The sequence below is a fragment of the Caballeronia sp. INML1 genome, from assembly GCF_023631085.1.
In the GTDB taxonomy this organism is placed as follows: domain Bacteria; phylum Pseudomonadota; class Gammaproteobacteria; order Burkholderiales; family Burkholderiaceae; genus Caballeronia; species Caballeronia turbans.
On record NZ_JALQDT010000048.1, the window covers coordinates 24,497 to 49,317 of the forward strand.

The window sequence follows — 24,821 nt, forward strand, 5'->3', positions numbered from 1 at the left end:
AGGCGCGCGCATGGCGGGTTCCACTTCGGCGGATGTGGTCGTCGTCGGATCGGGCGTGGCGGGCAGTCTCGTCGCGTATCGGCTGGCGAAGGCGGGCGCGTCGGTGATCCTGCTCGAAGCGGGGCCGCGTCTCGCGCGCTGGCAGATCGTCGACAACTTTCGCCGCGTCGCCGACAAGCGCGACCTGTGCGCGCCATATCCGCTTCTGCGTCACGCGCCTCGCCCCGAGCCGATGAATCCGGGCGCATATCTCATCGATCGCGGCACGACCCCGTATCGACCGCAATATCTGCGGCTCGTCGGCGGCACCACGTGGCACTGGGCGGGCGCCGCCTGGCGTCTGTTGCCCGCCGATTTTCGCGTGAAGTCGCTGTACGGCGTCGGGCGCGACTGGCCGTTTCCCTACGAGACGCTCGAGCCCTGGTACGGTCAGGCCGAAGTCGAGCTGGGCGTTGCGGGCCCGGATCTCGATCTCGGCTCGCCGCGCTCGACGCCTTATCCGATGACCGCGCTGCCGCTCTCATGGATGGACCGGCGTGTGGCGGACGTGCTCGGCGCGCAGTCGTTGCGCGTCGTGCCCGAGCCGATGGCGCGCAATAGCCGCCCATACGACGCGCGCCCCGCGTGCTGCGGCAACAACAATTGCATGCCGATTTGCCCGATCGGCGCGCTTTACCACGCCGCCACGCATGCCGACAAAGCCGAGCGCGCGGGCGCGGCGCTGATCGCGCAGGCAGTCGCGTATCGCGTCGAGGCCAACGATCGCGGCGACATCGTCGCGATCCATTACAAGGACCCGAACGGCCAGAGCACGCGCGTGACGGGCAAGCGCTTCGTGATCGCGGCGAACGGCATCGAAACGCCCAGGCTTCTTCTGATGTCGACGTCGGCGCGCTATCCCAAGGGCATCGCCAATGGCTCGGATCAGGTCGGACGTAACCTGATGGATCATCCCGGCGCGAGCGTGAGCTTTCTCGCGAACGAGGCGCTGTGGCCGGGGCGCGGGCCGGTGGAAATGAGCTCGATCGTCGACTTTCGCGACGGGCCGTTTCGCGCGCAGCAGGCGGCGAAGAAGCTGCATCTGTCGAACGCGGCGCCCACGCTCGCCGTCACCTGGAACCTGCTCGGCAAAGGGCTGACGGGCGGCGAACTCGACCGGCAGATCCGCGAGCAGTGCGCGCGCAGGCTCACGTTCGGTAGCTTCCACGAGCAATTGCCATCGGGCGCGAATCGCGTGACGCTGTCGGCGCAAAAGGATGCGCTCGGCTTGCCGCGTCCGGAAATCGCCTATGCGATCGACGACTACGTGCGCAAGAGCGCCGCCGATACGCGCGCGCTGTTCGGTCGCATTGCCGGCATGTTCGACGGCACCGAGATCGAATACGACGATTCGCTCGGCGCGAGCAGCCACATCATGGGCACGGCGATCATGGGCCGCGATCCGGGCGATGCCGTCGTCGATGCCGAATGCCGCGCGCACGATCATGCGAATCTTTTCATCGCCGGCAGCGCGGTGATGCCCGCGGGCGGTTCGGTCAATTGCACGTTGACGATCGCGGCGCTCGCGCTGCGGCTCGCCGGCACGATCGAAACGTCGTTGCGATGAACGCGCGATTCACGGGCGTGTTCGTCCTCCTGGCTTGTCTGCTCAGCCCTGCCAACGCGCAAACCAAAGCCGCTCAAGGCGAGTATCTCGTGCGCGCGGGCGGCTGCATGAGCTGCCATACCGCCGATCCCGCGCGGCCGTTCGCGGGCGGCAGGCCGATCGCGACGCCGTTCGGCAACGTGTATGCGCCGAACATCACGAGCGACCGGGAAACGGGCATCGGCGCATGGACCGACGCGCAGTTCATCCGGGCGATGCGTGAGGGCATCGGACGCAACGGCGAGCGGCTCTATCCCGCGTTTCCGTACACCGCGTACACGCTGCTTTCGGACGCCGATCTCCTCTCGATGCGCGCCTGGCTCGCAACCGTGCCGCCCGTGCGCACCGCGAGGCCGCGCAACGCGCTCTCGTTTCCCTTCGACCAGCGCTGGCTGATGACGCTGTGGAATCTGTTCAATTTTTCGCCGGGACGCTTCGTTGCCGATCCGTCGAAGAGCGCGGAGTGGAATCGCGGGGCGTATCTCGTCGAGGGGCTCGGGCATTGCGGCGAGTGCCACACACCGCGCAACTGGCTCGGCGGACTGGACCGGAGTGAGCGGCTCGGCGGCGCGACGATCGCGGGCTGGCAGGCAGGCAACCTCACGCCCGAACGCGTGGCGGGCATCGGCGCATGGCGCGACGACGAACTGCTGCGCTTTCTGTCGACGGGCGCGGCGCCCGGCCGTGCCTACGCGCTCGGACCGATGGCGGAGGTCGTCGCCACGAGCACGCAATTTATGACGACCGCCGATCTGCGCGCGATGATCACGTATCTGCGCGCCGTGCCGCCGGTCGCGGTGAAGGCGGCGCGCGTGCGCACGAGCTTCGGTCGGCCGGCACGCACGGACATCACGGCGCTCGACAGCGACGGCGCACGGCTCTACGCGGCCGCCTGCGCGAGTTGTCACGGCGTGACGGGCGAGGGTGGCAAGTCGTTTCCCTCACTCGTGCACGACAGCGTGACCGGCGCACTTGGCATCGCGACGACGAACAATCTCGTCCTCGTGATCCTGCACGGCGTGAATCGTCAGACGCGCGACGCCCATGCCCAGATGCCGGCGTTCGGCGCGCAACTGACGGACGAAGAGATCGCGGCGCTGGCCAACTTCATCACGCGCCAGTTCGGTGATCCACGCGCAACGACCGATGCAAAAACGGTCGCGCGGCTGCGCGCGATAGCGCAATAAATACGGGTTGAATCGACGGCGCGCAGCAGCTTTTACGCGCGTATCCAGCGCGCCGGTAACGCCCGTGTAACGAGTGTCGATGCGGCTTGCAGATTGCTTGCAAAAGCGAGCCAGGCCTCACACCTTGTCATTGAGCAGCGCTATCATCGGCGCATGAATGGTCCTACCTATCCTATCGTTTGCAGGCATCCCGCCAATGATATCGGCCGCGATTTCGTGGTCGGCGATCTGCATGGCTGCATGGATGCGCTGCGCTATCTTCTGCACGAAATCGGCTTCGATGGTGCGCGGGACAGGCTGTTCTCCGTCGGCGATCTGGTCGATCGCGGCACCGACTCGCGCGCGGCCATCGATCTCATCGACAAGCCGTGGTTCTATCCCGTGCTCGGCAATCACGAGGATTCGCTGATCTCGGTCGCGACCGGCACGATGCGCCGTCAGTCGTGGTACGCGATCGGCGGCGCGTGGGCAGACGCGATTCCCGACGATCAACTCGCCGTGCTCGCGGCGCGGCTCGCGAAGTTGCCGCTCGTGCGCATCGTCGGCGAAGGTGAACGGCGCTTCAACGTGCTGCATGCGGAGTTTTTCGGCAACGACGCCGAACTCGACGCCGGCGATTTCCATGAAGACGTGCGCACGCAGATTCTGTGGGGCCGCGCCCTCGCGCTCGGTCAGGCGGACCCGCAGCAACAGCTCGGGCTGTCGCCGACCTACTGCGGCCATACGCCGACGCGCGCCGTGAAGCAGATCGGCTCGCAGATTTACATCGATACGTGCGCGTTCGCGCCGGAAGGCCGTCTCACGATCGTTCAGGCCGGCACCGAAGAGCGCTGGTCCGTGAAGGAGCGCTGGGCCGCCTCCGAGGGCGCGCGGGAGCTTGCGCTGCCCTGACGTCCGCCACGGCTTCGCGCAGGCGGCACGCGCGTTGCTCGGTGCTTCGCCATGAATCGAACGTCAATCAGGCGAGGCGCGCGGTGGCGAGAACGAGAACGAGCGACGAGACAGGCGGCGGATCCGGCGACGCACGGACGGGCGCCTTGCAGGGCTGCCCCGAGGATTTGCCGCCGGGCCTGCGCTACATGGACGATTCGCGGCGCGGCTACACGCGCGAGTGGATCGACGGGGCGTTCGCGTACTTCAACACGCAAGGCAAGCGAATCGATGACGAAGCCGAGATTCGCCGCATCAATGCGCTCGCCATTCCGCCCGCTTATACCGATGTCTGGATCTGCCCCGACTCGCGCGGACATCTCCAGGCGACGGGGCGCGATGCGCGCGGGCGCAAGCAATATCGCTATCACCCGCAGTGGCGCGAAACCCGCGACGCCAACAAGTACGAGCGCATGCTCGCGTTTTCCGTCGTGCTGCCGAAGCTGCGTGCGCGCGTTACGCGCGATCTGTCGCTCGACGGCATGCCGCGCGACAAGGTGCTCGCGACCGTCGTGCGTTTGCTCGACACGACGCTCATTCGCGTGGGCAGCGAGGAATACGCGCGCGAGAACCGCTCATACGGGCTGACGACGTTGCGCAAGCGCCACCTCAAAGTGTCGGCGGGAACGTTGAGGTTCAGGTTCCGCGGCAAAAGCGGCATCGAGCACGATGTCGCGGTGAGCGACGCGCGGGTTGCGCGCATCGTCAAGCGGTGCATGGACTTGCCGGGACAGGATCTGTTCCAGTATCTCGATGCGGACGGCACGCGCCACTCGGTCTCTTCATCCGACATCAACGATTATCTGCGCGAGATCACGGGTGCGGACTTCACCGCGAAGGACTATCGCACGTGGGCCGGCAGCGTGTTCGCGCTCGCGGCGCTCAGGCGGCTGAAATGGGAGACCGTGACGGAGGCGCGCAGGCATGTCGTCGGCACGATCAAGGAAGTCGCGCAACTGCTGCGCAATACGCCTGCCGTATGCCGCAAATGTTATGTGCATCCTGCCGTGATCGACGCATTCGAGGCCGGCGAGCTTGCCGAGACGATGCCCGCGTCGCGCCGCCGCGGACTCAGGACCGACGAGGCCGCGCTCGCCATCTTCCTCGAGAAGGAAGCGAAACGCCGCACGCGCGAGGCGGCCCGCAAGAACCGCAAGGGCGAGGCGATGAACGACACGCGCCTGACCCGGCTGCTCTCGGAATCGAGCCGCAAGGCGCGCGCCGGCGGGCTCAAGGCGAGCGGCAAGAACGCGGCATCGCAGGCGCTGGAGCATGTCGCGAAGAAGCCGGCGGGGAAGGCTGCGCGCCCGGCGTCGAAGAAGCTCGCGCGCACGCGGACCGAGACGGCGATAGCGATCCGCTGAAGCGTGTGAAACGTTTGCCCGCTCAGCCGACCTGGTTCAGCTCGAAGACATAATCGATCGCCTCGCCGTTCCAGTTGTATTCCAGATACGCCGCGTGCCGGCAATCACGCAGCATCGTCGTGCGAAAGGCGGCGAGACATTCGCCTTGCGGATCGCGCACCGATGGATACACGATTCCCGGCGCGCTCGCCGTGCGCACTGCGCGTCCGAGCGCCTTGCCCGGGCCGTAGTCGTCCGGTGCGAGAATGCGCGCATCGAGGCCGGCCCGCTCGATCGCGTCGCCGCGCAGATCGACGACTTCGCCGTGCGCCATCACCGTATAGAGCCGCATCTGCTGGCGTAGCGGAGCCTCGTTCGTCGCCGCGAGAAAGAGCCCGGCGTGATAGCGCGTTTCAGCGATCGCGGTCTGCCGTTCGCGTCCGCAATAGAACACGCCGTAGCTGCCGTCGGAGAAGCGGCTGCCGTTCGGATTCAAATGCGTGAACGCGGCCATGATCGGCCCGCAGCCCGGCCCGAAGCAGCGTTCGTCCGGCGGCACGAGATCGAGTTCGCCGATTTCGGTGCGCAGGCGGTCGTTGGTCATCGCCTCGAGCGCATAGAGCGCTTCGAAATCCTGCGGCGAGGCGACGCGGTCGAACAGGTTGACGGCGGGAAAACGCGTGGGAATCACGCGATACGCGGGCGACCAGCCGATGAGGCTGTGCGGCCACTGTTCGCGCCAGTTCGATGTGTCCTTGCGAAATGCAATTCCCATCACGCCCAGCCGCCTCGCATCGCGTCGAGGTATTGGCGCACGGCGACGAGATCGCTGATATTGCCCGCCAGGAGGCGGTCGATCGCTGGATGTCCACCGAAGGGCGGCGCGGCGTTGGGACGGCGGATCCAGGTATCGGCGGCTTTCGGGTCCGGCAAAAGGATCTGGAGCGCCTTGTAGATGCCGAGAATCAGCGAGAGGCGCTCCAGGGTGTCGCGCCCGAGCCGCGCGGATTGCGGCGCGGCCTTCCATTTGAAGAAGGTGGAACGCCCCGGGGAGCCGAGCAGCGTGATCTGCTCTTCGGCCGATAGCTCCCAGTCACGGGCGATGTTGAAGAACGCGCGTAAGCCGGCGGCGGAAAGATCGCTCGAATCGAGCGCCGGACGCGGCGCCGGGGCGCGAGCCGGCGAGTGTTCGGCGCGTGCGGCGTTGGACATGTCGTTAAGTCTCCAAAGGAACTTGTTGTAGATGTTAGTCCACATTTGGATTAATACAAGCATGCCATGAATGTTTTTACGCGCGGCGCCGGATCAGGCGTCGTCATCGGTCGGACCGTAGCGGCGGCCGGGCACGTGGGATTTGAGCGCGTCGGCGATCTGCGAGGGCGTGCAATCGGCGGGGAGCACACGGCGCTGCACGCGCTGATCGTTCTTCAGCACCCATTCGACCATGCGATAAGCCGGTCCCCACGGCGGTTCGACCGGCAGGGACAGGCGGCATTCGCGCAGCGTGAGCGCGTACTGTTTTCGCATCGTCGGTGCGAGATTGGCAAAGCTTCGGCGCGCGGCGGTGTTGGCTGACATGGCACATTCCTCACGGTGATGATCCGGCCGTCCGATACGGGGCGGCGGCAATTGAGCCGGATCGCGAGACGAGTGTGTCGGGCAAGAATTAAGGGCGACTTAATCGCGAGCGGCGCCGCATCGAGGCGCGGCGAAATGTCGCCCGACGTCCTGCGGGCGCAGGTCAAGAGGGGCTTCGGCATTTTCACCACGTCGCATATCGCCTGTTTGCCGGGGCGGCGGCTTACTGTATATTCGTACAGCTTGTCTGCAACAGGGAGCTTGCCGATGATTCCACGCAACGATCCGCTCGAAGCGGCTGCGCTCGAACGTTTCATGCGCGCGACGCGCGCGGTCAACGCGGCGTTCGACGCCACACGAGGCGAGTCCGATTTCATCCAGGACGGGCAGTCCGTCGCTCGCTCGCTCGAGCGTCTCGACGCCGCGTTGCACGAACTGGAAACATCCGAGCAGTCGCTCGACGCCATTCTCTCGCGCAGAGCGGGCCACTAACCGTTGGAGCGAATCACTTGAAGCGCGTATTCCTGATCGTCGTTCTTCTGGTCGGCTCGTCGTCGCTTTTCGCGGCTGAGCGCTACACGGAAGTCTGGAATCCTCCCGAAGCACAGTCCGTCAAAGGCAAGAGCAAGACGCACGCGGCCGCGCAGACCGCGGCGAGGAAAAAGCACAAGAGCGCGACCTCAGTGAAGCAGGTCGCGGACAAGGCCGCCATCGAGCAGCCGTCCGTGGCGCCGCGTCCGAAGACAGCGTCGCGAAAGCCGGCCGAGCCGGTCATTCCGCGCAAGATCGAGCCGAACGGCCAGGTGATGCGGGTCTGAACGCGTGAACAGGCACGGATGATAAAAAGGGGCGCCCTGACGGAGCGCCCCTTTTTTTGCGCGGCTGAACACGCCGCGCTGCGTTATATCCGGCCCATCAACAACAGAACGATCACCACGATCAGCACGACGCCCAGAATCCCGCTCGGCCCGTAGCCCCAACTGCGGCTGTGCGGCCAGGAAGGAATGGCGCCGATCAAAAGCAGGATCAGGATGATCAGCAGTATGGTTCCGATCGTCATTCGACTTCTCCTTATTCAAATGACCGCGGGACGGATCGGCATCCGGCGCAGCCTCCCAACCGTCATCGACAGTCATGCGCCAGGGGAGCGGCGGCTCGCGGCCACCGGCACGATCAGTTTTGCGATCGACGACAGCACTAGAGCAATGGCCGTGCCAGTGGGCTCGAAAGACCGTGATACAAGGCGGCCGGCGTGTCGAAGGATCGTCAGCGTGAGCAGACGATTGTCGAAAAGGAGACGCGAAACGAAGCGGGATCGGCAAAACTTGCACAGCGCTGGAAAGCCCTTCGACGGGCGTTCGGGCGCGAGGTCATCGCCGGAAAGATCAAAAGATGCCGCGGAACGCCCAGAACAGCAGGCCAGCGAGCGCGATCGACACCGGCAACGTCAGAATCCACGCGAGCGCGAGGCTGCGCACGGTCCGCCATTGCAAACCGGAACCGTTCGCGGCCATCGTGCCCGCAACCCCCGATGACAGCACGTGCGTCGTGCTGACCGGCAGGCCGTAGACATCGGCGGCGCCGATGGTCAGCATTGCGACGAGTTCCGCCGACGCGCCTTGCCCGTACGTCAGATGTGTCTTGCCGATGCGCTCGCCGACCGTCACGACGATGCGCTTCCAGCCGACCATCGTGCCCAGACCGAGCGCGACCGCGACAGCGACCTTCACCCACGTCGGAATGAACTTGGTCGCGTGGTCGAGCTGCTTCTTGTAGTTGCCGAGCACGGCGTCATCGTCCCTGGAGAATGCGGGCGCCTTCTGCTTTTCCATGATGCGCAGCGCTTCGGACGCGATGTACATCTCATTGCGCACATTGCGGACGTTGCCCTGCGGAACGTCGGCGATCGTCTGGCTCGGCCGGACCTGCGTTTCGATCGAACCGACCACCGCCTTCAGCGACGCGACCGTGTCCGGCGCGAGTGTCTTCGTCTGCACGTACTTCTCCACCTGGCCGCGTGCGTCGGCCGCGGGCGAAACACCGTTGCTGTAGCGCTGCAGCACATCGGACGCGCTGTGGCTCACCGCGACGAAGGTCTGCGTTTCGCCCGCCGTCATGGCCTTGTTGAGCGCGTAGGCGGTCGGCACGGTGCCGATCAGGATCAGCATGATGAGGCCCATGCCCTTCTGGCCGTCGTTGGAACCGTGCGCGAACGACACGCCCGTGCAGGTGAGAATCAGCAGACAGCGGATCCAGAACGGCGGCGGGGTGTTCTTCTCCGGCTCCTTGTAGAGCGCCGGCACGCGGACGACGAGCTTCAGCACGTAGAGCAGGAAGCCCGCGAGAATGAAGCCGACGATCGGCGAAAACAGCAGCGACTTGCCGACCGACATCGCCTGGGTCCAGTCGACGCCCGACGTGCCGTTCGTGCCGTGCAGCATCTGGTTCATGAGGCCGACGCCGATCACCGAACCGATCAACGTATGCGAGCTCGACGAAGGAAGGCCGAGCGCCCACGTGCCGAGGTTCCAGATGATCGCCGCGATCAGGAGCGCGAAGACCATCGCGAAGCCCTGCGAGCTGCCCACGCCGATGATCAGCTCGACCGGCAGCAGTTGCAGGATGCCGAACGCGACGGCGCCGCTCGAAATCAGCACGCCGATGAAATTCCATGCGCCCGACCAGACAACCGCTAAGTTTGGCGTCAAAGAGTGCGTGTAAATTACGGTGGCAACCGCATTCGCGGTGTCGTGAAAGCCGTTGACGAATTCGAAGCCGAGCGCGATCAGCAGCGCGATGCCGAGCAGGATGTACGGAAACACCGACGATTCCCGCACCGGCGCGAGATCTTCGAGCAGATGCAGGACGCAGTACACGGCGCCCGCGCCGATGGCGATCAGAAAAAGCAGCAGCGCGAGCCGCTGCCCGAGCGTGCGTCCTTCTCGTGCTTGGGGAAAGGCGATCTGGTTCATGTCGCGTCCTTGGGTGACTTGCACGGGGGTATCGGAAGGTGGAGAGCAGATGAGAAGCGTTTCAGACGCTCAAAAGGCCATGTTTCCCGCAGCGTGTGTCGATTTCATGAATCGGGAAACATGAGCCTTTCGTATGAATTGACGGGCGGCGCGAAGCCGCTCCGGGAGACTTCATGACGATGTGGGTCGAGGTAACGCTGCAAGCGATTCGATCGGACGACGGGTCCATCGGCGTGCTCGCAGAGGCGTTGCAGCGTGTCGCCGCGTTCGCGGGCGCGACGCCCCGCTCGACGCGCCTCACCGCGCGCGAGATCGCGCTGAAAGCGCCGGGCTGGCGGCTGTCGGTGGAGACGCTGGAGGGCGCGCGCACGCTGTGCGCCGTGCAGACCGAAGGCGCGCCGATGCCCGGCTTCGTGCGTTACCGGACTTTCGCGCGGCCTGCGGGCGAGGATCTGACAGCGTCGCTGATCGAATTCGCGCAAGCCGATGAAGCGTTGCACGGACCGCTCGCCAGGGCGTATCGCCATGTGGACGCGGGAACAGCCGCGACGCCCGACGGCGAGGCGCCTGACGTTCCGGCCCCCGAAGTCGAAGTGGAGCGCATCGAATGGCGCATCGATGCGAGCGGCGCGGACATCCTCGCGACGCTCGAAACGTCCGTACAGGCGCTGCCGGCATTGCGGCTCGCGGCGCCGTCGGTGAACGGTGCGCTCGATGCAGTTTTCCGCGTCGCGGGCGAGGTGCTCGACGCCGCGCCCTTTTGCATCGCGCCGGATGACGAGCACGCGTCGCAAGCGCAGCCGGTGCATGCGGCGAAGCTCGATCTTCCGCGCACCGCGACGCGCCGCCAAGCGTTCGTCGCCATCGCGGCATCGGTGGCCGGGCAGTGGTTCGGCAACGCGGCATCGGTGGCCGGGCAGTGGTTCGGCAACGCGGACGCATCGCGCGCAGGTCTAGGCGACGAGCACGTGCATCAGTTGCGTGTCGCCCAGCGGCGGCTGAAGACACTGCTGAAACTTTTTCGCGGCTATGTCGACGATGCCTGGAACACGCGCGTTGCGCCGGATCTCACATGGTTCGGCGACCTGCTCGCCGATGCGCGCGACTGGGACGTGTTCACCGACAAGACGCTGCCCGCCTACGCGGAATCGGACGACAGCGCCGAGCGCTGGCAGGCGCTGATCGCCGCCGCCGACGCGAAGCGCCGCGTCGCGCGGGACAAGGTGCGCGATGCGCTCGCGTCGAAGCGGTACGCGCGTCTCACGCTCGCGTTCGTCGAATGGCTCGCTCGCTTCGCCTCCCAAGAGGACGCGTCGCCGACGCGCTTCGTCAGCTATGCCGAAAAGCGCATCCGCAAGGACTACCGGCGCATCGCGCATGTGCCCGATCTCGCGTCGCTCGAAGCGCATGAGCGGCATCGTGTGCGCATTCATGCCAAGCGGCTGCGCTATGCGCTCGAATTTTTCCGCTCGGTCACGTCGCGGCGCACGCGCACGCACACCGCGAAGCTGCTCGGCGAGCTGCAGACGGTACTTGGCGAAGCGAACGATGCGGCTGTCGCAGCCGACCGGCTCGCGTCCATTCCGGAGGCCAGCGATTATCAGCGCGGGTTCGCGCGGGCGTGGGGCGCGGCGTCGGCAAGGAAGGACGCGCAGGAGGGCGAGCGGCTGCTTCGGTCGATGCGTCGTCCGCGTGTGAAGGCGTCGATATAAGCCGCCACCCGTTCATTGACCCGCATGGCCACAGAGGGCGACAGATGAATAAAACAGCACGGCCGAACGTGCGCGACCCGCTGGCACTCGGCGGCTCCGTATGGCTGCGTAGCGGCACTCAGACGCTCGGCGGCGCGGCGCGCATCGGGCTGCTCGCCGCGATTCGGGACTCGGGATCGATCACCGCCGCGGCGAAGGCCGTCGGCATGAGTTACAAGGCCGCGTGGGACGCCGTCGACACCATGAACAACCTGGCCGGCGAGCCGCTCGTGACGAGCGCAACCGGCGGCAGGGGCGGCGGGGGCACGGTGCTCACGCCCGCCGCGCTGCGGCTCATCGAGACGTACCGCGCCATCGAACGCGAGCATCGAAAATTTTTGGAACGGGCGGGCGCGGCGATCGAAGGCTTCGCCCATGACTGGCAGCTGATCGGGAGACTTGGGATGAAAACGAGCGCGCGCAACCAACTGGCCGGCAAGGTAACGAAAATCACGCGTGGTGCCGTCAACGATGAAATCGAGCTCGGCTTGGCAGGCGGCCAGACGATCGTCGCGGTCGTCACGCACGAAAGCACGCAAGCGCTGGGGCTCAAGGAAGGCAGCGACGCGTTCGCGCTCATCAAGGCGTCGTGGGTCATGCTGATGGAAGACACGAATGCGAAGCTGTCGGCGCGCAATCAGTTGCGCGGCACGGTCGCCAGCGTGACGAAGGGCGCGGTGAACGCGGAAGTGTCGCTGGCGCTCGACGGCGGCACCACCATCACCGCGATCATCACGAATCAGAGCGCCGATACGCTCCGGCTCGCGCAAGGTCAGGCGGCCGTGGCGGTGATCAAGGCGTCGAGCGTGATCATCGGCGTGAACGATTAAGCAGCACGCACTGCGACGCCGGCGGCCGTGTCACGCGGCCGCGCGTTGATCCGGCGGCAATTCGGTGCGGCGATCCGGCGCGCGGTAAATCTTCGCCTTCCAGCTCGCCCGCACGTAGGGACGCTCGTGGCCCGACAGCCCGAGCGCGATTTCCGTGATCCAGTGCTGCGTCGGCACGGGCACGCCATGCAAGGCCGCGACGACCGCCGCGAGACTTGCGGCGACGGGCGCCGGCGCGAGCTTGCCGGACTCGGCGCGCCACGCGGCCCACACGAACGCGAGCGCGACCACCGCGCCGAGGGCGCAGCCCGCCACCACTTCGGAGACGGAATGCGCGTCGAGCACGACTCGCGACACGCCGACCCACACGCCCAGCGCCAGCCCCAGCGCGACGCCGATAGCGCGCATCGCGCCACGCGCGGGCAGCAGCGCGACGAAGATCGCGACCGGCAGAACCGCCGTCGACATCAGCGCGTGTCCGCTGATGCCGGTGAAATCGAGATGACGCACACCGATTCCCCAGCCGATGAACGCGATCTTGCTCAACGCGACGAGGCCGCTCGCGGCGCCGAGCAACGCGAGCCAGGCGCCTGCGTATTTCCAGCGATAGCCGAGCGCGAGCCACGCGGCGACGATGAGCGCCACCGGGCCCATGACGCCGACACTGCCGAGCGCAGTGACGAAAATCCAGGCGGAAGAAGGAAAGTCCACGTTCATAGATGTTTTTGGGAATGAGGGTTGCTGCAGTGCGGCAGACACGACGAAAACGGCAGGCCCCGCTCAAAGCGCTTCTGACACGACGCCGCAAATCCTCCTCAGTATAACGCTTGGGAAGATGCTGAATTATGCGACATTCCGCAAAGAAAGCTGCTTGTTACAGCGGGTAACTTCCGTTTAAGTTCGTCTTTTTTGTTGAAATTACGTTAATTTATCCCGACATGTAAGTCGAGGATGCGCGCCATCTAGCCGGTTTGATGTTATTGTGCATCGCACAACGGGCGCGATTTCGCCGCGCCATCCGATTGCATGTTTGTGGAGGACCCAGCCCAATGTCAAAAAGCCTTACCAAGCTCTGGCTGCGCGGCTTGAGACGTCTGGTCACCAGCCAGGTGGACGCAATTCGCACACCGAAGCCCCGCGCCGCGGCCAAGCCCGCACGCGCCAAGACCGTAAAGTCGAAACTGAAGCCCGGCACGGCCGCGAAAGCGGCTGGGGCGCCTCGCGCCAGCGCGCGCCCGGCTGCGCGCGAATCCCGAGTGCGGCCGCGCGCGTCGGCTTGGGCGCGCGGGAAATGGGCGCGCTCGTATCACTCGGCGCCGCCTACGGCCGGCCGTTTCGTGAATCACATGGCTTACGCGCTCTACATGCCGCCGAAAGCCGGGACAGAACCGATGCCGCTCGTCGTGATGCTGCATGGCTGCAAGCAGAATGCCGACGAATTCGCGCAGGGCACACGTATAAATCTGCTTGCCGACAGATATGGTTTCGCCGTGCTGTACCCCGAGCAGTCGAAGCACGATCACGCGCATCGCTGTTGGCGCTGGTATGACGATTCTGGGAACGGAGGCGGCGGTGAGGCGGCGTCGGTCGTGTCGCTGGTGAATGCGGTCGTCGAACAGCACGATCTGGATCCGGAGCGCGTGTATGTCGCGGGGATGTCTGCCGGTGCAGGACTCGCGGCGTTGCTCGCCGTGCGTTATCCGCATGTGTTCGCTGCTGTCGGTCTGCATTCGGGCGTGGTTTTCGGCGAGGCGCGCTCGGCCATCGGTGCAATGGATGTGATGCGTCGCGGCGCGCGAAGCGATCCCGTCGCACTGATCGACGCCGCCGTCGACGTGCGCGAATATCCCGGCATGCCGGCGATCATCGTGCACGGTGAGCTGGATTCAGTGGTGACGGCCGCGAACGCCGCACAACTGGCGAAGCAGTTTCTGCGGCTGAACGGTTTCATCGATGCCGCGGGCAATCGCCGTGCGGGCGAAGCGCGCGAGGAAACGCATCCGGACGGCGTCGTGACGGACTACTTCAAGAACAGCCGACGCGTGGTGAAGACATCGATCGTGCGGGGCCTCGGGCACTCATGGGCCGGTGGCGACGATACCGTCGCTTTCCATTCGTCGAAGGGACCGGATTCCGCCGCGGTCATGTGGGAGTTCTTCAAACACCAGCGACGTCCGAGCGAGGCTACCCGCGATGCGTTCGTCGCCTGAACGCCGCCGGCCGGCGTTTCGAATGTTGCAAATTAGTCTTTAGTTTCAGTGTTCTAGCAGATAGGGCTGGTGTTGGATCAGGGATTACCCTATAATCGGCTTCATAGGTAGTTACCCCAGTATCCAAGCGAGGTTCACCATGTTCCTGATCAGCCGCATTTTCCTGTTTCTCACCAAGACCGCTGACGAGCGCGATCGTGCGCGCGACGACGCCTATCTCGCCGAAGCAACAGACATCTACGATCTCGAATATCGTATGAAGAAGTTGGACCAGCGGGCGACCGCGCGTCACCCGTCGTGGATGTCGAACTAAGTCATCAGTTTCAGGCGCCGAATTGTTCGGCGTTGTTGTGCGAATCGGATGTGAAAATGCCGGCCCTGTGGGCCGGCATTTTCGTTCGTACGCGCGCTGGATCAGATTACTTTGACGCGCACGTCCACATTGTTTCGCGTTGCGTTCGAGTACGGACAGACCTTGTGTGCGGCGTTGACCAACGCCTGGGCCTCCGTCGCATCGAGACCCGGCAGCGCGATGCGCAGTTCGATGTCGAGTTTGAAGCCGCCCGCATCGTTCGGACCGACGCCGACATCGGCCGTCACCGTCGTTTCGACCGGAACCGCGCGCTTTTGCTGGCCTGCGACGAATTTCATCGCCGAAAGGAAGCAAGCTGAGTAGCCTGCGGCGAAGAGTTGCTCCGGGTTCGTTCCCGGCGCGCCCGAGCCGCCGAGTTCTTTCGGCGCGCTCAGTTTCACGTTCAATTGCTCGTCCGAGGAAATCGCGCGTCCATCGCGTCCGCCGGTGCTCGTCGCCGTTGCCTTGTACAGAATGCTCATCGTTTCGCTCCGTGGGTTTCAGTTGTCAGATTGATATTGCGTCCACCACGGTGTAAATATATCGCGCTAATTATTAGCGTGAAAATTAAAATATCGCAATTGACCGCTTAGCGAATCGCTATCGCTGCATATTTAGCGCCCCAGATATTCGTTAATTGAGGCCCGCAGCCGCACGAGATCGCCGCGTAAGCGCAGCATCGCGTCGATGTCGGAGCCTGACGCGCAGTAGATTTCGGTTGGAATCGCCTGGGCAGACTGGCGCAGAGCCCGGCCGACATCGGTCAGGCGGATATAGACCTGGCGCTCGTCCTCCACCCCACGCACGCGCTCGACATAGCCTTGCGCTTCGAGGCGTTTGAGCAGCGGCGTCATCGTCGCGGAATCGAGCGAGAGGCGCGCGGCGATTTCCTTCACGGTGAGATCGTCGGCTTCCCAAAGCACGAGCATCGCCAGATATTGCGGATATGTCAGTCCGAGCTTTTCCAGCAGCGGCTTGTACGCTTTCGTCATCGCGAGCGATGTCGAATAGAGCGCGAAGCACAGTTGCTCATCGAGTTCGAGCGGAATCACGGGCAAGGCGTCGGGCGAAGTCATGGCGAAGGCGCGGCGGGAAGGCCGGGGCGGCCGATGCGGTTAGTGTACGTGCAATGCTTCACGCGCGAAGAATCGCCGTGCCCGTTCGATCCGCCGCAATCGCTCAGGCGTTGGGCGTGCCGGGCGCGTCTGGAATGTCCGGCGAGTCGGCAGACTTCACACCGAAGCAGCCGCGATAGGTCGCGTAGAACGAGCAATACAGCGCAGTCGTGACGATGATCGACGCGGGCATCAGCACCGCGAGCGCCATTTCCTGACCCGCGCCGAGCGCCTGCATCAGCGCGGTCAGGCCGAACGACACCGCGAGCGCGATTGCGATCCACAGCACGCCGTAGTAAATGAACGCGCCACGGTTGCGCCAGCACGACACCAGGCTGAAGAACAGCGCCTTCGCGGGCGGCACGTCGTGCCACGCGACGAGGATCGGCGCGAACCAGAACAGCATCGCGACCGGGATATAGCACGCCATCGCGACGAGCACCGCGAGGGGGCTGAAGCTCGCGGCGACCGTTTCCGGATCGCCGCTCGGGCCATCGCCCATCATGATGCTGAGCAGCGTGCCGCCGTCCACGAGTGCCGATGACGCGAAGATCACCGCCATCGCGACGATATACAGCGCGCCCAGCGCCAGCAGCCGCCGTGCGACGACGCTGCCGTACGAACGGAATCCGTCGACGAGAATGGTGGGCCAGACGGGCTTGCCCGCGATCGTGTTGCGGCACGCCGCCATGAAGCCGACCGCGATGCCCGGGATGAAGAGCAATGGCAGGAGCGGGCCGACGAGCGGCACGCGCGAGATCAGCGTCATCACGAACAGGTAGGCGAAGAACACCGTGAGAAACGCAAACGGGTTGCGGCGGAACAGCCAGATGCCCTGACGGAACCACACGTAGCCGGTCTTGGCGGGAACTTCGATCAGTCGCATGTCGCTAGGTTATCGGTTGACTTGAGAAGCGGCTTTGACGCGTTCGCGCAGAATGCGTTCGAAGTGGCCGGGATCGTGCGCGTTCAGCAACTGTGCCTCGCGCGGGCGATAGAAATCGAAAAGGCGCGAGACCCAGAAGCGCATCGCGCCGGCGCGCAGCATGTCGTTCCAGTGACGCTCCTCGGCGGGCGTGAACGGTCGAACGGTCTGATATGCGCGCAGCAACGCGTCGACGCGCGCGGGATCGAGCACGCCCGTCGCGAGGTCGATGCACCAGTCGTTCACGGTCACGGCGACGTCGAAGAGCCACTTGTCGACGCCCGCGAAGTAGAAATCGAAGAAACCGCCCAGCCGCGCATGCTCGCGTCCGGGAGCGAACAGCACGTTGTCGCGGAACAGATCGCAATGACACGGGCCGTCGGGCAGCGACGCGTAATCCGCCGAGCCGAAGAACGCCGCCTGATGCGCAAGCTCGCTTTCAAACAGGTCGCGCTGCTCGCCGCTCAGGAAATCGACGATCGACGGCGCCTTCTCCTGCCACCACGAAAGGCTGCGCAAATTCGGCTGATGCTGCGAAAAATCGCGTCCCGCGAGATGCAGCCGCGCGAGCATCTGCCCGACTTCGATGCAGTGCGCGGGCGCTGGCTGAAGCTCGGGTGCGCCTTCGAGCTTCGTCACGACGCTCGCCGGCTTGCCGTGCAGCATGCCGAAGAGCGAGCCGTCGCGGCGCGGCATCGGGTCGGGCACGGGCACACGATGCGACGCCAGATGCTGCATCAGATCGAGATAGAACGGCAACTGCGTCGCCGTGAGATTCTCGAAGATGGTGAGCACGTAGTCGCCGTGCGTCGTCGTGAGAAAGAAGTTGCTGTTCTCGATGCCCGACTGGATGCCACGAAATTCGACGACATCGCCGAGATCGTAGTCTTGCAGCCAGTCGCCGAGATCGGCGTTGGTGACGGGAGTGAAGACGGCCATGCAGGAAAACGTCGGTCAGGTTGGACGGCCAGGAAGTGGCCTGTGAACGGTGGCGCCGCGCGAGGAGCCACGGTGCCGCGACCCGCCCGGCTGGAGCGGGTCCGGGAGCGATACGGGATCAGTAACGCAGGTTGATCGAGGGCAGGCGCGTGCTCGCCTTGCCGTTGTCACGCACTTGCGGCGAAGTGTCGGCCGGGGCGCTCATCTGGTAGCGCGTGCCGAAATTCGAATGCACATCGATTTCGACGGGTTTGCCCTTGTCACGAAATTCGGTGATTTCGGTGCCGTTGGTGCTCAGTTCGTGATAACTCGGCGTGCGCGGCGGCGAAATCTCGACTTTCGAGCTGACATTCGCGGGCGGACGATTGATGGATTTGAGATCGGGAAGGCCCGCGGCTTCTTCCGGCGACATTTTCTGGGTCGCCGGTTGAGGTGCCGCGTTTGCGGCTTGCTGCGCCGGCTGCGCGAATGCGCAGAAGCTTGCTGCGGCGAGGACTGCCGCGGCGGCGGCGCAAAGGTGCGGCTTCATGATGGTTCTCCAGGCGATGGCCGGATTCTAACAAAACGGTTGCCGACTCAGTGATCCACGCTGGGCCAACGCCTTATTTTGCGCTGGTTTCGCGAAATTTGACTCCACGAACCAAAAAGGTGTTGCGAGGTGTGATCGCACGCACTCACATGCAGACGGACTTCATGGTTCGCGCATTCTTCCGTGTTAATGTCGATTCACTACGAGGGCATTTGAAGAAAGACACAAGATCATGACAAACGACCGGACCCAGAGCACGCAAGGCACACCCGCCAACGATTTTCCGACCGAATCCTTCGAGGATCCCGCCGCGGCCGTCACGCGCCTTTCCGCGATCTATGAAGCGAATACCGCGTTCCTGCGCGACGCCTTCGCGCGCTATCGCCGCAACGAGCACTTCACGCATCGCGTCCGCGCGTGCTATCCGTTCGTGCGCGTGCGTACTGAACTGAATACGCAGATAGATTCGCGGCGCTCGTACGGCTTCGTGGCGGGTCCTGGCATCTATGAAACGACGCTCACGCGTCCCGATCTCTTCGGCGATTACTATCGCGAGCAATTGCGTCTGCTCACGAAGAATCATCACGTGGGCCTCGAAGTGGGCGTGTCCGCGCATCCCATTCCCATTCATTTCGCGTTCGCCGAAGGCATTCATCTCGAAGGCGATCTCGATCGGGACCGGCTGCTCGCGATGCGCAATATCTTCGATACACCCGACCTCGCGCTGCTCGACGATCGGATCGTCAACGGCACGTACGAGCCGGGCCCGGGCGAGCCGCATCCGCTCGCGCTCTTCACGGCGGCGCGTGTCGATTTCTCGCTGCATCGGCTGAGACACTACACGGCGACTTCGCCCACGCACTTCCAGAATTACGTGCTGTACACGAACTACCAGTTTTATATCGACGAGTTCGTGAAGCTCGGCCGGACGATGATGTCGCGCGCCGACGACGAGGAAACGCGCGCGTATCGCAGCGAGTATTCGTCGTTCGTCGAACCGGGCGATGTCGTCACGTACAACGCGAATCTCGGTGAACAGCCCGAGGAAGGCACGCCGTCCGCGCGCCTGCCGCAGATGCCCGCGTATCACCTGAAGCGCGCGGACGGCAGCGGCATCACGATGGTGAACATCGGCGTGGGGCCGTCGAACGCGAAGACGATTACGGATCACATCGCCGTGCTGCGGCCGCACGCGTGGATCATGCTCGGGCACTGCGCGGGTTTGCGTAACACGCAGCGTCTGGGCGATTACGTGCTTGCTCACGGTTATGTGCGCGAAGACCACGTCCTCGATGACGATCTGCCGCTGTGGGTTCCGGTGCCGGCGCTCGCGGAAGTGCAGGTTGCGCTGGAGCGCGCGGTCGCGCAGGTGACGAAACTCGAAGGCGTCGAGCTGAAGCGCGTGATGCGCACGGGCACGGTCGCGAGCGTCGATAACCGTAACTGGGAATTGCGTGATCACCGCGAACCGGTGCGTCGGCTGTCGCAGAGCCGGGCGGTGGCGCTCGACATGGAAAGCGCGACTATCGCGGCGAACGGGTTCCGTTTTCGCGTGCCGTACGGGACGTTGCTATGCGTGTCGGACAAGCCGCTGCATGGCGAACTGAAGTTGCCCGGGATGGCCGATCAGTTCTATCGAGCGCAAGTGGATCAGCACTTGCAGATCGGCGTTAAAGCGATGGAATTGCTGCGCGAGAACGGGTTGTCGAAGCTGCATTCCCGCAAGTTGCGAAGTTTCGCGGAGGTGGCGTTTCAGTAACGCCGCTTAATGACAGGAGGGCGGCGCAAGATGCCGCCCGCCAAGCGTTTATTGCTGCGCGCGCGGGGCCGCCAGCAGCCGGCTGTAGTTCATCCAGCCAGTGACAGGCGCTTCGGTGCCGTGAGACGGTGTACAGCCGGTCTGTTGGTCCAGTTCGGCCGGCGTGCAGTATGCCCCCTCGTAAGTGACGCGTACCCAAGGCGTATTCGCACCCGACGACTCGGTGACGTTGCGAATCGTTGACGTGTCGGCGTTCACTTTCGAATCTTTCGGCACGACGATGACGGCCGCGCACGTCGAGCCGGGGCACGAGCGCAGATTCATGTCGATGCCGCCCAGCCACATATCGATGACGCCGCGATCGCTCGGAACGGTGGAAGCGGGCGATGTTTCGACGGGCTGCGAAGGCTGCGGCACAGGCGTCTTTGCCACAGTGAGCCTGCTGATCCTGTTCATATCGTCATTGCTGACTCGACGCACGAAGCCAAGTGTCTCCTGGTAACCATCGCTGCCGGTCATCGACAGGTTGTAGGCGGTGTGGTCGGTGTTCCACTGTTTGCGGATGGTGAGAATCTCTTCCTTGCCGCGCGCCACTGTGTTGACGTTGACCGTTCCCTCGCCGGGGTCCACGTCGCCCAAGGTGACGGCCAGCGGCGTGTCGCCCTGAAGGATTTGCAAGCGATTATCCGCGTAGTAGATCGTGGTCAGGCCGGGAGTCGCGGTCGGAGTCCATACGCCGGAGATGTCCTTGAGCAGCGCGATCCTGCCGTCCTGGGGGGCGGAGGCTGGTACGGAATTCGAAGGGCTTTTCGATTGGTCGCAGGCGGCGAGCAGTGAGATGACCATGGCTGCGGCGGCGGCTAGCCGCAATGGTCGATTCGACAAATGTTTCATGTTGGGTCCGGGCTTGCCATTTCTGGCAAAGGCAACGGCGTTCCGATTGGCGCTATCTCGAAAAGCCAGATTTAATTAGTGAAAGCTATCGACAAACGCAAAAATCGACCGGTGCCAGTTGTCGTATGCGGGTGTCGATGGCGAGCGCCAAGACGCAGGGCTAACTGCCCGCGCGGGGCGCTAGGATACATTTCGGATAACTATATTTTGTGGAAATGTGTGATGCCGCGGCATTGCGGTGCCGGGATATGAGAAGCGCGCTACAACAATTTCAAGCTCAAAGGCCGTGTGCGCACACGGCCTTTCGCACGGTTGGTGCTACCGCGTCAAAGATAAAACATCCGATCCTCATCCGACTTGCTTTCCGCCGGCTGCTCGACCGAGTCTTCGCGGTCTTCATAGAACCGCAACACGGCATCCAGCACCTGATCCGGATCATCGATCACCTGCATCAGATCGAGATCTTTCGGGCTGATCACGCCGTTGGTAAGCAACGTGTTCTTGAACCAGTCGAGCAGCCCGGCCCAGAACTCCGCGCCGACGAGCACGATCGGCACGTGACGCGACTTCTTGGTCTGAATCAGCGTCAACACTTCGGCAAGTTCATCCAGCGTACCGAAGCCGCCCGGCATCACCACGACCGCATCCGAATTCTTCACGAACGTCACCTTGCGCGTGAAGAAGTGCCGGAAGCGCAGCGAGATATCCTGCCACTGATTGCCCGATTGCTCGTGCGGCAGTTCGATATTCAGACCCACCGAAGGCGACTTGCCCGCATGCGCGCCTTTATTGGCCGCTTCCATGATGCCCGGCCCGCCGCCCGATATGACGGCGAAGCCCGCGTCGGAGAATTTCTGCGCGATTTCGATCGTGAGCTGATAGTACGGCGACTCCGGTTTCAGACGCGCCGAACCATAGATGCTGATGGCAGGGCGAATCTCCGAGAGGTACTCGGTCGCCTCGATAAACTCTGCCATAATCGTGAACATCTGCCACGATGCGCGAGCCTTCTTGGCCGTCGCGCGCTCTTGATCTGCGAGTGATCGCAGACTCGGAATCACTTTTCTCTTGTTCATAATGCCTGAAGAACTAAGTCTTGAAGGTAAGACCCTGCTATTGGTCGACGGTTCTAGCTACTTGTACCGGGCCTACCATGCGATGCCGGACTTGCGAGGCCCCGACGGCGGGCCCACCGGCGCTCTGTATGGGATGATCAACATGCTGCGGCGCTTGCGGCGCGAAATCAATGCAGAGTATAGCGCGTGCGTATTTGATGCCAAAGGCAAGACTTTCCGCGACGACTGGTACGCCGAATACAAAGCCAACCGGCCCTCCATGCCGGAAGACCTCTCCAGACAGATCGAGCCTATTCACGTCGCCGTGCGCGCGCTCGGCTGGCCGCTCGTCATGATCGAAGGCGTCGAGGCCGACGACGTCATCGGCACGCTCGCAGTCGTTGCCGAGAAGCGCGGCATGAAGGTGATCGTGTCGACGGGCGACAAGGATCTGGCTCAGCTCGTGACGGATCATGTCACCCTCATCAATACGATGACCAACGAAACGCTCGACCGCGCCGGCGTGCTCGCGAAGTTCGGCGTGCCGCCGGAGCGAATCGTCGACTATCTGTCGCTCATCGGCGATACCGTCGATAACGTGCCGGGCGTCGAGAAGTGTGGCCCCAAGACAGCGCTCAAATGGCTCACGCAATACGAAACCCTTGATGGCATCGTAGAACATGCCGGCGAGATCAAGGGTGCGGTAGGAGACAATCTGCGCAAGGCTCTGGACTTCCTGCCGATGGCGAGAAAGCTCGTCACCGTGCACACGGAATGCGACCTCACTTCGCAGATCGAGTCGATCGACGGCACGCTCGTCACGCGTCCCGAGTCGCGCGACGAACTGCGCGACGTGTTCATGCGTCATGGCTTCAAGACGTGGCTGCGCGAAATCGACATCGCCGATGCGGTCGAAGGCCCCACCGATACGCCGCCTGCGGAAGTCACCGAAATCGTGCATCACTACGAGACGGTACAGACGTGGGAGCAGTTCGACGCCTGGTTCAAGCGCATCAACGAAGCGGAGATCACGTCCTTCGACAGCGAGACCACATCGCTCGATCCGATGACCGCGCAGATCGTCGGCATGTCGGTGTCGACCGAGCCCGGCCATGCGGCCTACATACCGGTCGCGCATCGCGGTCCGGATGCGCCCGAGCAGTTGCCGCGCGATGAAGTGCTCGCGAAGCTCAAGCCCTGGCTCGAAGACGCATCGAAGAAAAAGGTCGGTCAGCACCTGAAGTACGACGAGCAGGTGCTCGCCAACTACGGCATCGAAATGCGCGGCGTCGAGCACGACACGCTGCTGCAATCGTATGTGCTCGAGTCGCACCGGCCGCACGACATGGACAACCTCGCGTTGCGTCATCTCGGCGTGAAGACGATCAAGTACGAAGACGTCGCGGGCAAGGGCGCGTCGCAGATCGGTTTTGACGAAGTGCCGCTCGACAAGGCCTCGGCCTATGCAGCCGAAGACGCGGATATCACGTTGCGCCTGCATCACGCGCTCTACCCGCAAGTGGCGCAGGAGGAAGGCCTGTTGCACGTGTATCGCGACATCGAAATGCCGACGTCGCGCGTGCTGCGCAAGATGGAACGTAACGGTGTACTGATCGATCGCGAACGGCTCGATAAACAGAGCAACGAAATCGCCAAGCGTCTAATCGATTTGCAGGCGCAAGCCTATGAACTCGCGGGCGGCGAATTCAATCTCGGCTCGCCCAAGCAGATCGGCCAGATCTTCTTCGAGAAGCTGCAATTGCCGGTCGTGAAAAAGACGCCGAGCGGCGCGCCTTCCACCGATGAAGAAGTGCTGCAAAAGCTGGCGGAAGACTATCCGTTGCCGAAGGTGCTGCTCGAGCATCGCGGGCTGTCGAAACTCAAGTCCACCTATACGGACAAGCTGCCGCGCATGGTGAATGCATCGACGGGACGCGTGCACACGAACTATGCGCAGGCCGTCGCGGTGACAGGGCGCCTGTCGTCGAACGAGCCGAACTTGCAGAACATCCCGGTGCGCACGGGCGAAGGGCGGCGCATTCGTGAAGCGTTCATCGCGCCGCCGGGCCGCAAGATCGTGTCGGCGGATTACTCGCAAATCGAACTGCGCATCATGGCGCATATTTCCGGCGATGAATCGCTGATGCGCGCGTTCAAGGAAGGCGAGGACGTGCATCGCGCGACAGCATCTGAAGTGTTCAGCGTCACGCCGCTCGAAGTCGATAACGATCAGCGTCGCATCGCGAAAGTCATCAACTTCGGTTTGATCTACGGCATGAGCTCGTTCGGGCTCGCGTCGAATCTCGGCATCACGCGCGATGCGGCCAAGCTTTATATCGACCGCTATTTCGCGCGTTATCCGGGCGTGGCGGCGTATATGGAGAACACACGCATCAGCGCGAAGGCGAATGGCTTCGTCGAGACGGTATTCGGCCGGCGTCTGTGGCTGCCCGAGATCAACGGCGGCAGCGGGCCGCGCCGTCAGGCGGCGGAACGCGCCGCGATCAACGCGCCGATGCAGGGCACGGCCGCCGATCTCATCAAGTTGTCGATGATCGCGGTGCAGGACTGGCTCGAAAGTTCGGGCATCGGCGCGAAGATGATCATGCAGGTGCACGATGAACTCGTGCTCGAAGTGCCCGAGGAAGCGCTGCCCGAGGTCAGGAAGCGCTTACCTGATTTGATGTGCGGCGTCGCGAAGCTGAAGGTGCCGCTGGTGGCGGAAGTCGGTGTCGGCAACAACTGGGAAGAAGCGCATTGAGCGCGCGCTGAAATTCTTTGCGCAAGGCATATGCGGCGGATGTCGC

General features: G+C 63.8%; 25 protein-coding genes. 12 read left to right on the forward strand and 13 right to left on the reverse strand.

All coding sequences use genetic code 11. From position 1 onward, the window contains the following. Positions 1–10 precede the first annotated feature (10 nt). The 4 genes from NCR38_RS14455 to NCR38_RS14470 all read left to right on the forward strand — a co-directional run bounded on the left by NCR38_RS14455 (position 11) and on the right by NCR38_RS14470 (position 5,126). Positions 11–1,606, forward strand: a complete 1,596-nt coding sequence (locus NCR38_RS14455; RefSeq protein WP_061118332.1) for a GMC family oxidoreductase — start codon at positions 11–13, stop codon at positions 1,604–1,606. Further along, entirely contained in the window at positions 1,603–2,832 is a 1,230-nt protein-coding gene (locus tag NCR38_RS14460; protein WP_061118331.1) for a cytochrome c, read from the forward strand. The genes NCR38_RS14455 and NCR38_RS14460 overlap by 4 nt, the downstream gene beginning before the upstream one ends. 153 nt (positions 2,833–2,985) lie before the next feature. Next, positions 2,986–3,723: a metallophosphoesterase gene (locus NCR38_RS14465; RefSeq protein WP_061118330.1), complete on the forward strand. Its 738-nt coding sequence runs from the start codon at positions 2,986–2,988 to the stop codon at positions 3,721–3,723. An 83-nt stretch (positions 3,724–3,806) separates the two neighbouring features. Beyond that, positions 3,807–5,126: a DNA topoisomerase IB gene (locus NCR38_RS14470; RefSeq protein WP_061118381.1), complete on the forward strand. Its 1,320-nt coding sequence runs from the start codon at positions 3,807–3,809 to the stop codon at positions 5,124–5,126. Positions 5,127–5,148: 22 nt separating this feature from the next. On the opposite strand, the gene NCR38_RS14475 is transcribed toward NCR38_RS14470, so the two are convergent. The 3 genes from NCR38_RS14475 to NCR38_RS14485 all read right to left on the reverse strand — a co-directional run bounded on the left by NCR38_RS14475 (position 5,149) and on the right by NCR38_RS14485 (position 6,683). Further along, a complete protein-coding gene (locus NCR38_RS14475) occupies positions 5,149–5,880 on the reverse strand; it encodes an RES family NAD+ phosphorylase (RefSeq protein WP_061118329.1) in 732 nt (243 codons plus the stop codon). Beyond that, the gene (locus NCR38_RS14480) at positions 5,880–6,317 is read right to left on the reverse strand and encodes an MbcA/ParS/Xre antitoxin family protein (protein ID WP_061118328.1); all 438 of its coding nucleotides are present in this window, start codon (positions 6,315–6,317) and stop codon (positions 5,880–5,882) included. The genes NCR38_RS14475 and NCR38_RS14480 overlap by 1 nt, the downstream gene beginning before the upstream one ends. 93 nt (positions 6,318–6,410) lie before the next feature. Next, a complete protein-coding gene (locus NCR38_RS14485) occupies positions 6,411–6,683 on the reverse strand; it encodes a DUF2866 domain-containing protein (protein ID WP_086961056.1) in 273 nt (90 codons plus the stop codon). 267 nt (positions 6,684–6,950) lie between these two features. On the opposite strand from NCR38_RS14485, the gene NCR38_RS14490 reads away from it, so the two are divergent. Together NCR38_RS14490 and NCR38_RS14495 are read left to right on the forward strand one after the other, a co-directional pair. Then, positions 6,951–7,175 (forward strand): hypothetical protein, encoded by a 225-nt coding sequence (locus NCR38_RS14490; protein WP_061118327.1) that lies wholly within the window; start codon positions 6,951–6,953, stop codon positions 7,173–7,175. Between the two features lie 17 nt (positions 7,176–7,192). Continuing rightward, complete coding sequence (locus NCR38_RS14495) at positions 7,193–7,501, forward strand: hypothetical protein (protein WP_061118326.1); 309 nt, start codon at positions 7,193–7,195, stop codon at positions 7,499–7,501. Between the two features lie 83 nt (positions 7,502–7,584). Here NCR38_RS14495 and NCR38_RS14500 read toward each other — a convergent pair whose 3' ends face one another. Together NCR38_RS14500 and NCR38_RS14505 are read right to left on the reverse strand one after the other, a co-directional pair. Next, positions 7,585–7,743, reverse strand: coding sequence for a DUF3309 family protein (locus tag NCR38_RS14500; RefSeq protein WP_040050372.1), 159 nt, complete (start codon positions 7,741–7,743; stop codon positions 7,585–7,587). 325 nt (positions 7,744–8,068) lie between these two features. Next, the gene (locus tag NCR38_RS14505; protein WP_061118325.1) at positions 8,069–9,655 is read right to left on the reverse strand and encodes an inorganic phosphate transporter; all 1,587 of its coding nucleotides are present in this window, start codon (positions 9,653–9,655) and stop codon (positions 8,069–8,071) included. 173 nt (positions 9,656–9,828) lie between these two features. Here NCR38_RS14505 and NCR38_RS14510 point away from each other — a divergent pair, with 173 nt between their 5' ends. Further along, entirely contained in the window at positions 9,829–11,367 is a 1,539-nt protein-coding gene (locus tag NCR38_RS14510; protein ID WP_250477281.1) for a CHAD domain-containing protein, read from the forward strand. 44 nt (positions 11,368–11,411) lie between these two features. Continuing rightward, a complete protein-coding gene (locus NCR38_RS14515; protein WP_061118323.1) occupies positions 11,412–12,236 on the forward strand; it encodes a TOBE domain-containing protein in 825 nt (274 codons plus the stop codon). Positions 12,237–12,266: 30 nt separating this feature from the next. Here NCR38_RS14515 and NCR38_RS14520 read toward each other — a convergent pair whose 3' ends face one another. Then, entirely contained in the window at positions 12,267–12,953 is a 687-nt protein-coding gene (locus NCR38_RS14520; protein WP_061118322.1) for a phosphatase PAP2 family protein, read from the reverse strand. A gap of 332 nt (positions 12,954–13,285) precedes the next feature. Here NCR38_RS14520 and NCR38_RS14525 point away from each other — a divergent pair, with 332 nt between their 5' ends. After that, positions 13,286–14,446, forward strand: a complete 1,161-nt coding sequence (locus tag NCR38_RS14525; RefSeq protein WP_061118321.1) for a PHB depolymerase family esterase — start codon at positions 13,286–13,288, stop codon at positions 14,444–14,446. A 139-nt stretch (positions 14,447–14,585) separates the two neighbouring features. Next, complete coding sequence (locus NCR38_RS14530) at positions 14,586–14,759, forward strand: DUF3563 family protein (RefSeq protein WP_086961054.1); 174 nt, start codon at positions 14,586–14,588, stop codon at positions 14,757–14,759. A 101-nt stretch (positions 14,760–14,860) separates the two neighbouring features. On the opposite strand, the gene NCR38_RS14535 is transcribed toward NCR38_RS14530, so the two are convergent. The 5 genes from NCR38_RS14535 to NCR38_RS14555 form a co-directional block, all read right to left on the reverse strand. After that, complete coding sequence (locus NCR38_RS14535) at positions 14,861–15,280, reverse strand: organic hydroperoxide resistance protein (protein ID WP_061118320.1); 420 nt, start codon at positions 15,278–15,280, stop codon at positions 14,861–14,863. 132 nt (positions 15,281–15,412) lie between these two features. Continuing rightward, positions 15,413–15,874: a MarR family winged helix-turn-helix transcriptional regulator gene (locus NCR38_RS14540; protein ID WP_061118319.1), complete on the reverse strand. Its 462-nt coding sequence runs from the start codon at positions 15,872–15,874 to the stop codon at positions 15,413–15,415. A gap of 103 nt (positions 15,875–15,977) precedes the next feature. Then, positions 15,978–16,799 (reverse strand): BPSS1780 family membrane protein, encoded by an 822-nt coding sequence (locus tag NCR38_RS14545; protein ID WP_061118318.1) that lies wholly within the window; start codon positions 16,797–16,799, stop codon positions 15,978–15,980. A 9-nt stretch (positions 16,800–16,808) separates the two neighbouring features. Beyond that, positions 16,809–17,777: a homoserine kinase gene (locus NCR38_RS14550; protein WP_061118317.1), complete on the reverse strand. Its 969-nt coding sequence runs from the start codon at positions 17,775–17,777 to the stop codon at positions 16,809–16,811. A 118-nt stretch (positions 17,778–17,895) separates the two neighbouring features. After that, positions 17,896–18,306 carry a hypothetical protein gene (locus tag NCR38_RS14555; RefSeq protein ID WP_061118316.1) on the reverse strand — a complete coding sequence of 137 codons (411 nt, stop codon included), beginning with the start codon at positions 18,304–18,306 and terminating at the stop codon, positions 17,896–17,898. 232 nt (positions 18,307–18,538) lie between these two features. On the opposite strand from NCR38_RS14555, the gene NCR38_RS14560 reads away from it, so the two are divergent. After that, positions 18,539–20,065, forward strand: coding sequence for an AMP nucleosidase (locus NCR38_RS14560; protein ID WP_061118315.1), 1,527 nt, complete (start codon positions 18,539–18,541; stop codon positions 20,063–20,065). A 48-nt stretch (positions 20,066–20,113) separates the two neighbouring features. Here NCR38_RS14560 and NCR38_RS14565 read toward each other — a convergent pair whose 3' ends face one another. Next, entirely contained in the window at positions 20,114–20,959 is an 846-nt protein-coding gene (locus tag NCR38_RS14565) for a hypothetical protein (protein WP_143756333.1), read from the reverse strand. A 326-nt stretch (positions 20,960–21,285) separates the two neighbouring features. Beyond that, positions 21,286–22,035: a TIGR00730 family Rossman fold protein gene (locus NCR38_RS14570; RefSeq protein ID WP_061118313.1), complete on the reverse strand. Its 750-nt coding sequence runs from the start codon at positions 22,033–22,035 to the stop codon at positions 21,286–21,288. A 1-nt stretch (position 22,036) separates the two neighbouring features. Here NCR38_RS14570 and polA point away from each other — a divergent pair, with 1 nt between their 5' ends. Beyond that, positions 22,037–24,775 carry a DNA polymerase I gene (gene polA / locus NCR38_RS14575; protein ID WP_061118312.1) on the forward strand — a complete coding sequence of 913 codons (2,739 nt, stop codon included), beginning with the start codon at positions 22,037–22,039 and terminating at the stop codon, positions 24,773–24,775. The last annotated feature ends 46 nt before the right edge of the window (positions 24,776–24,821 follow it).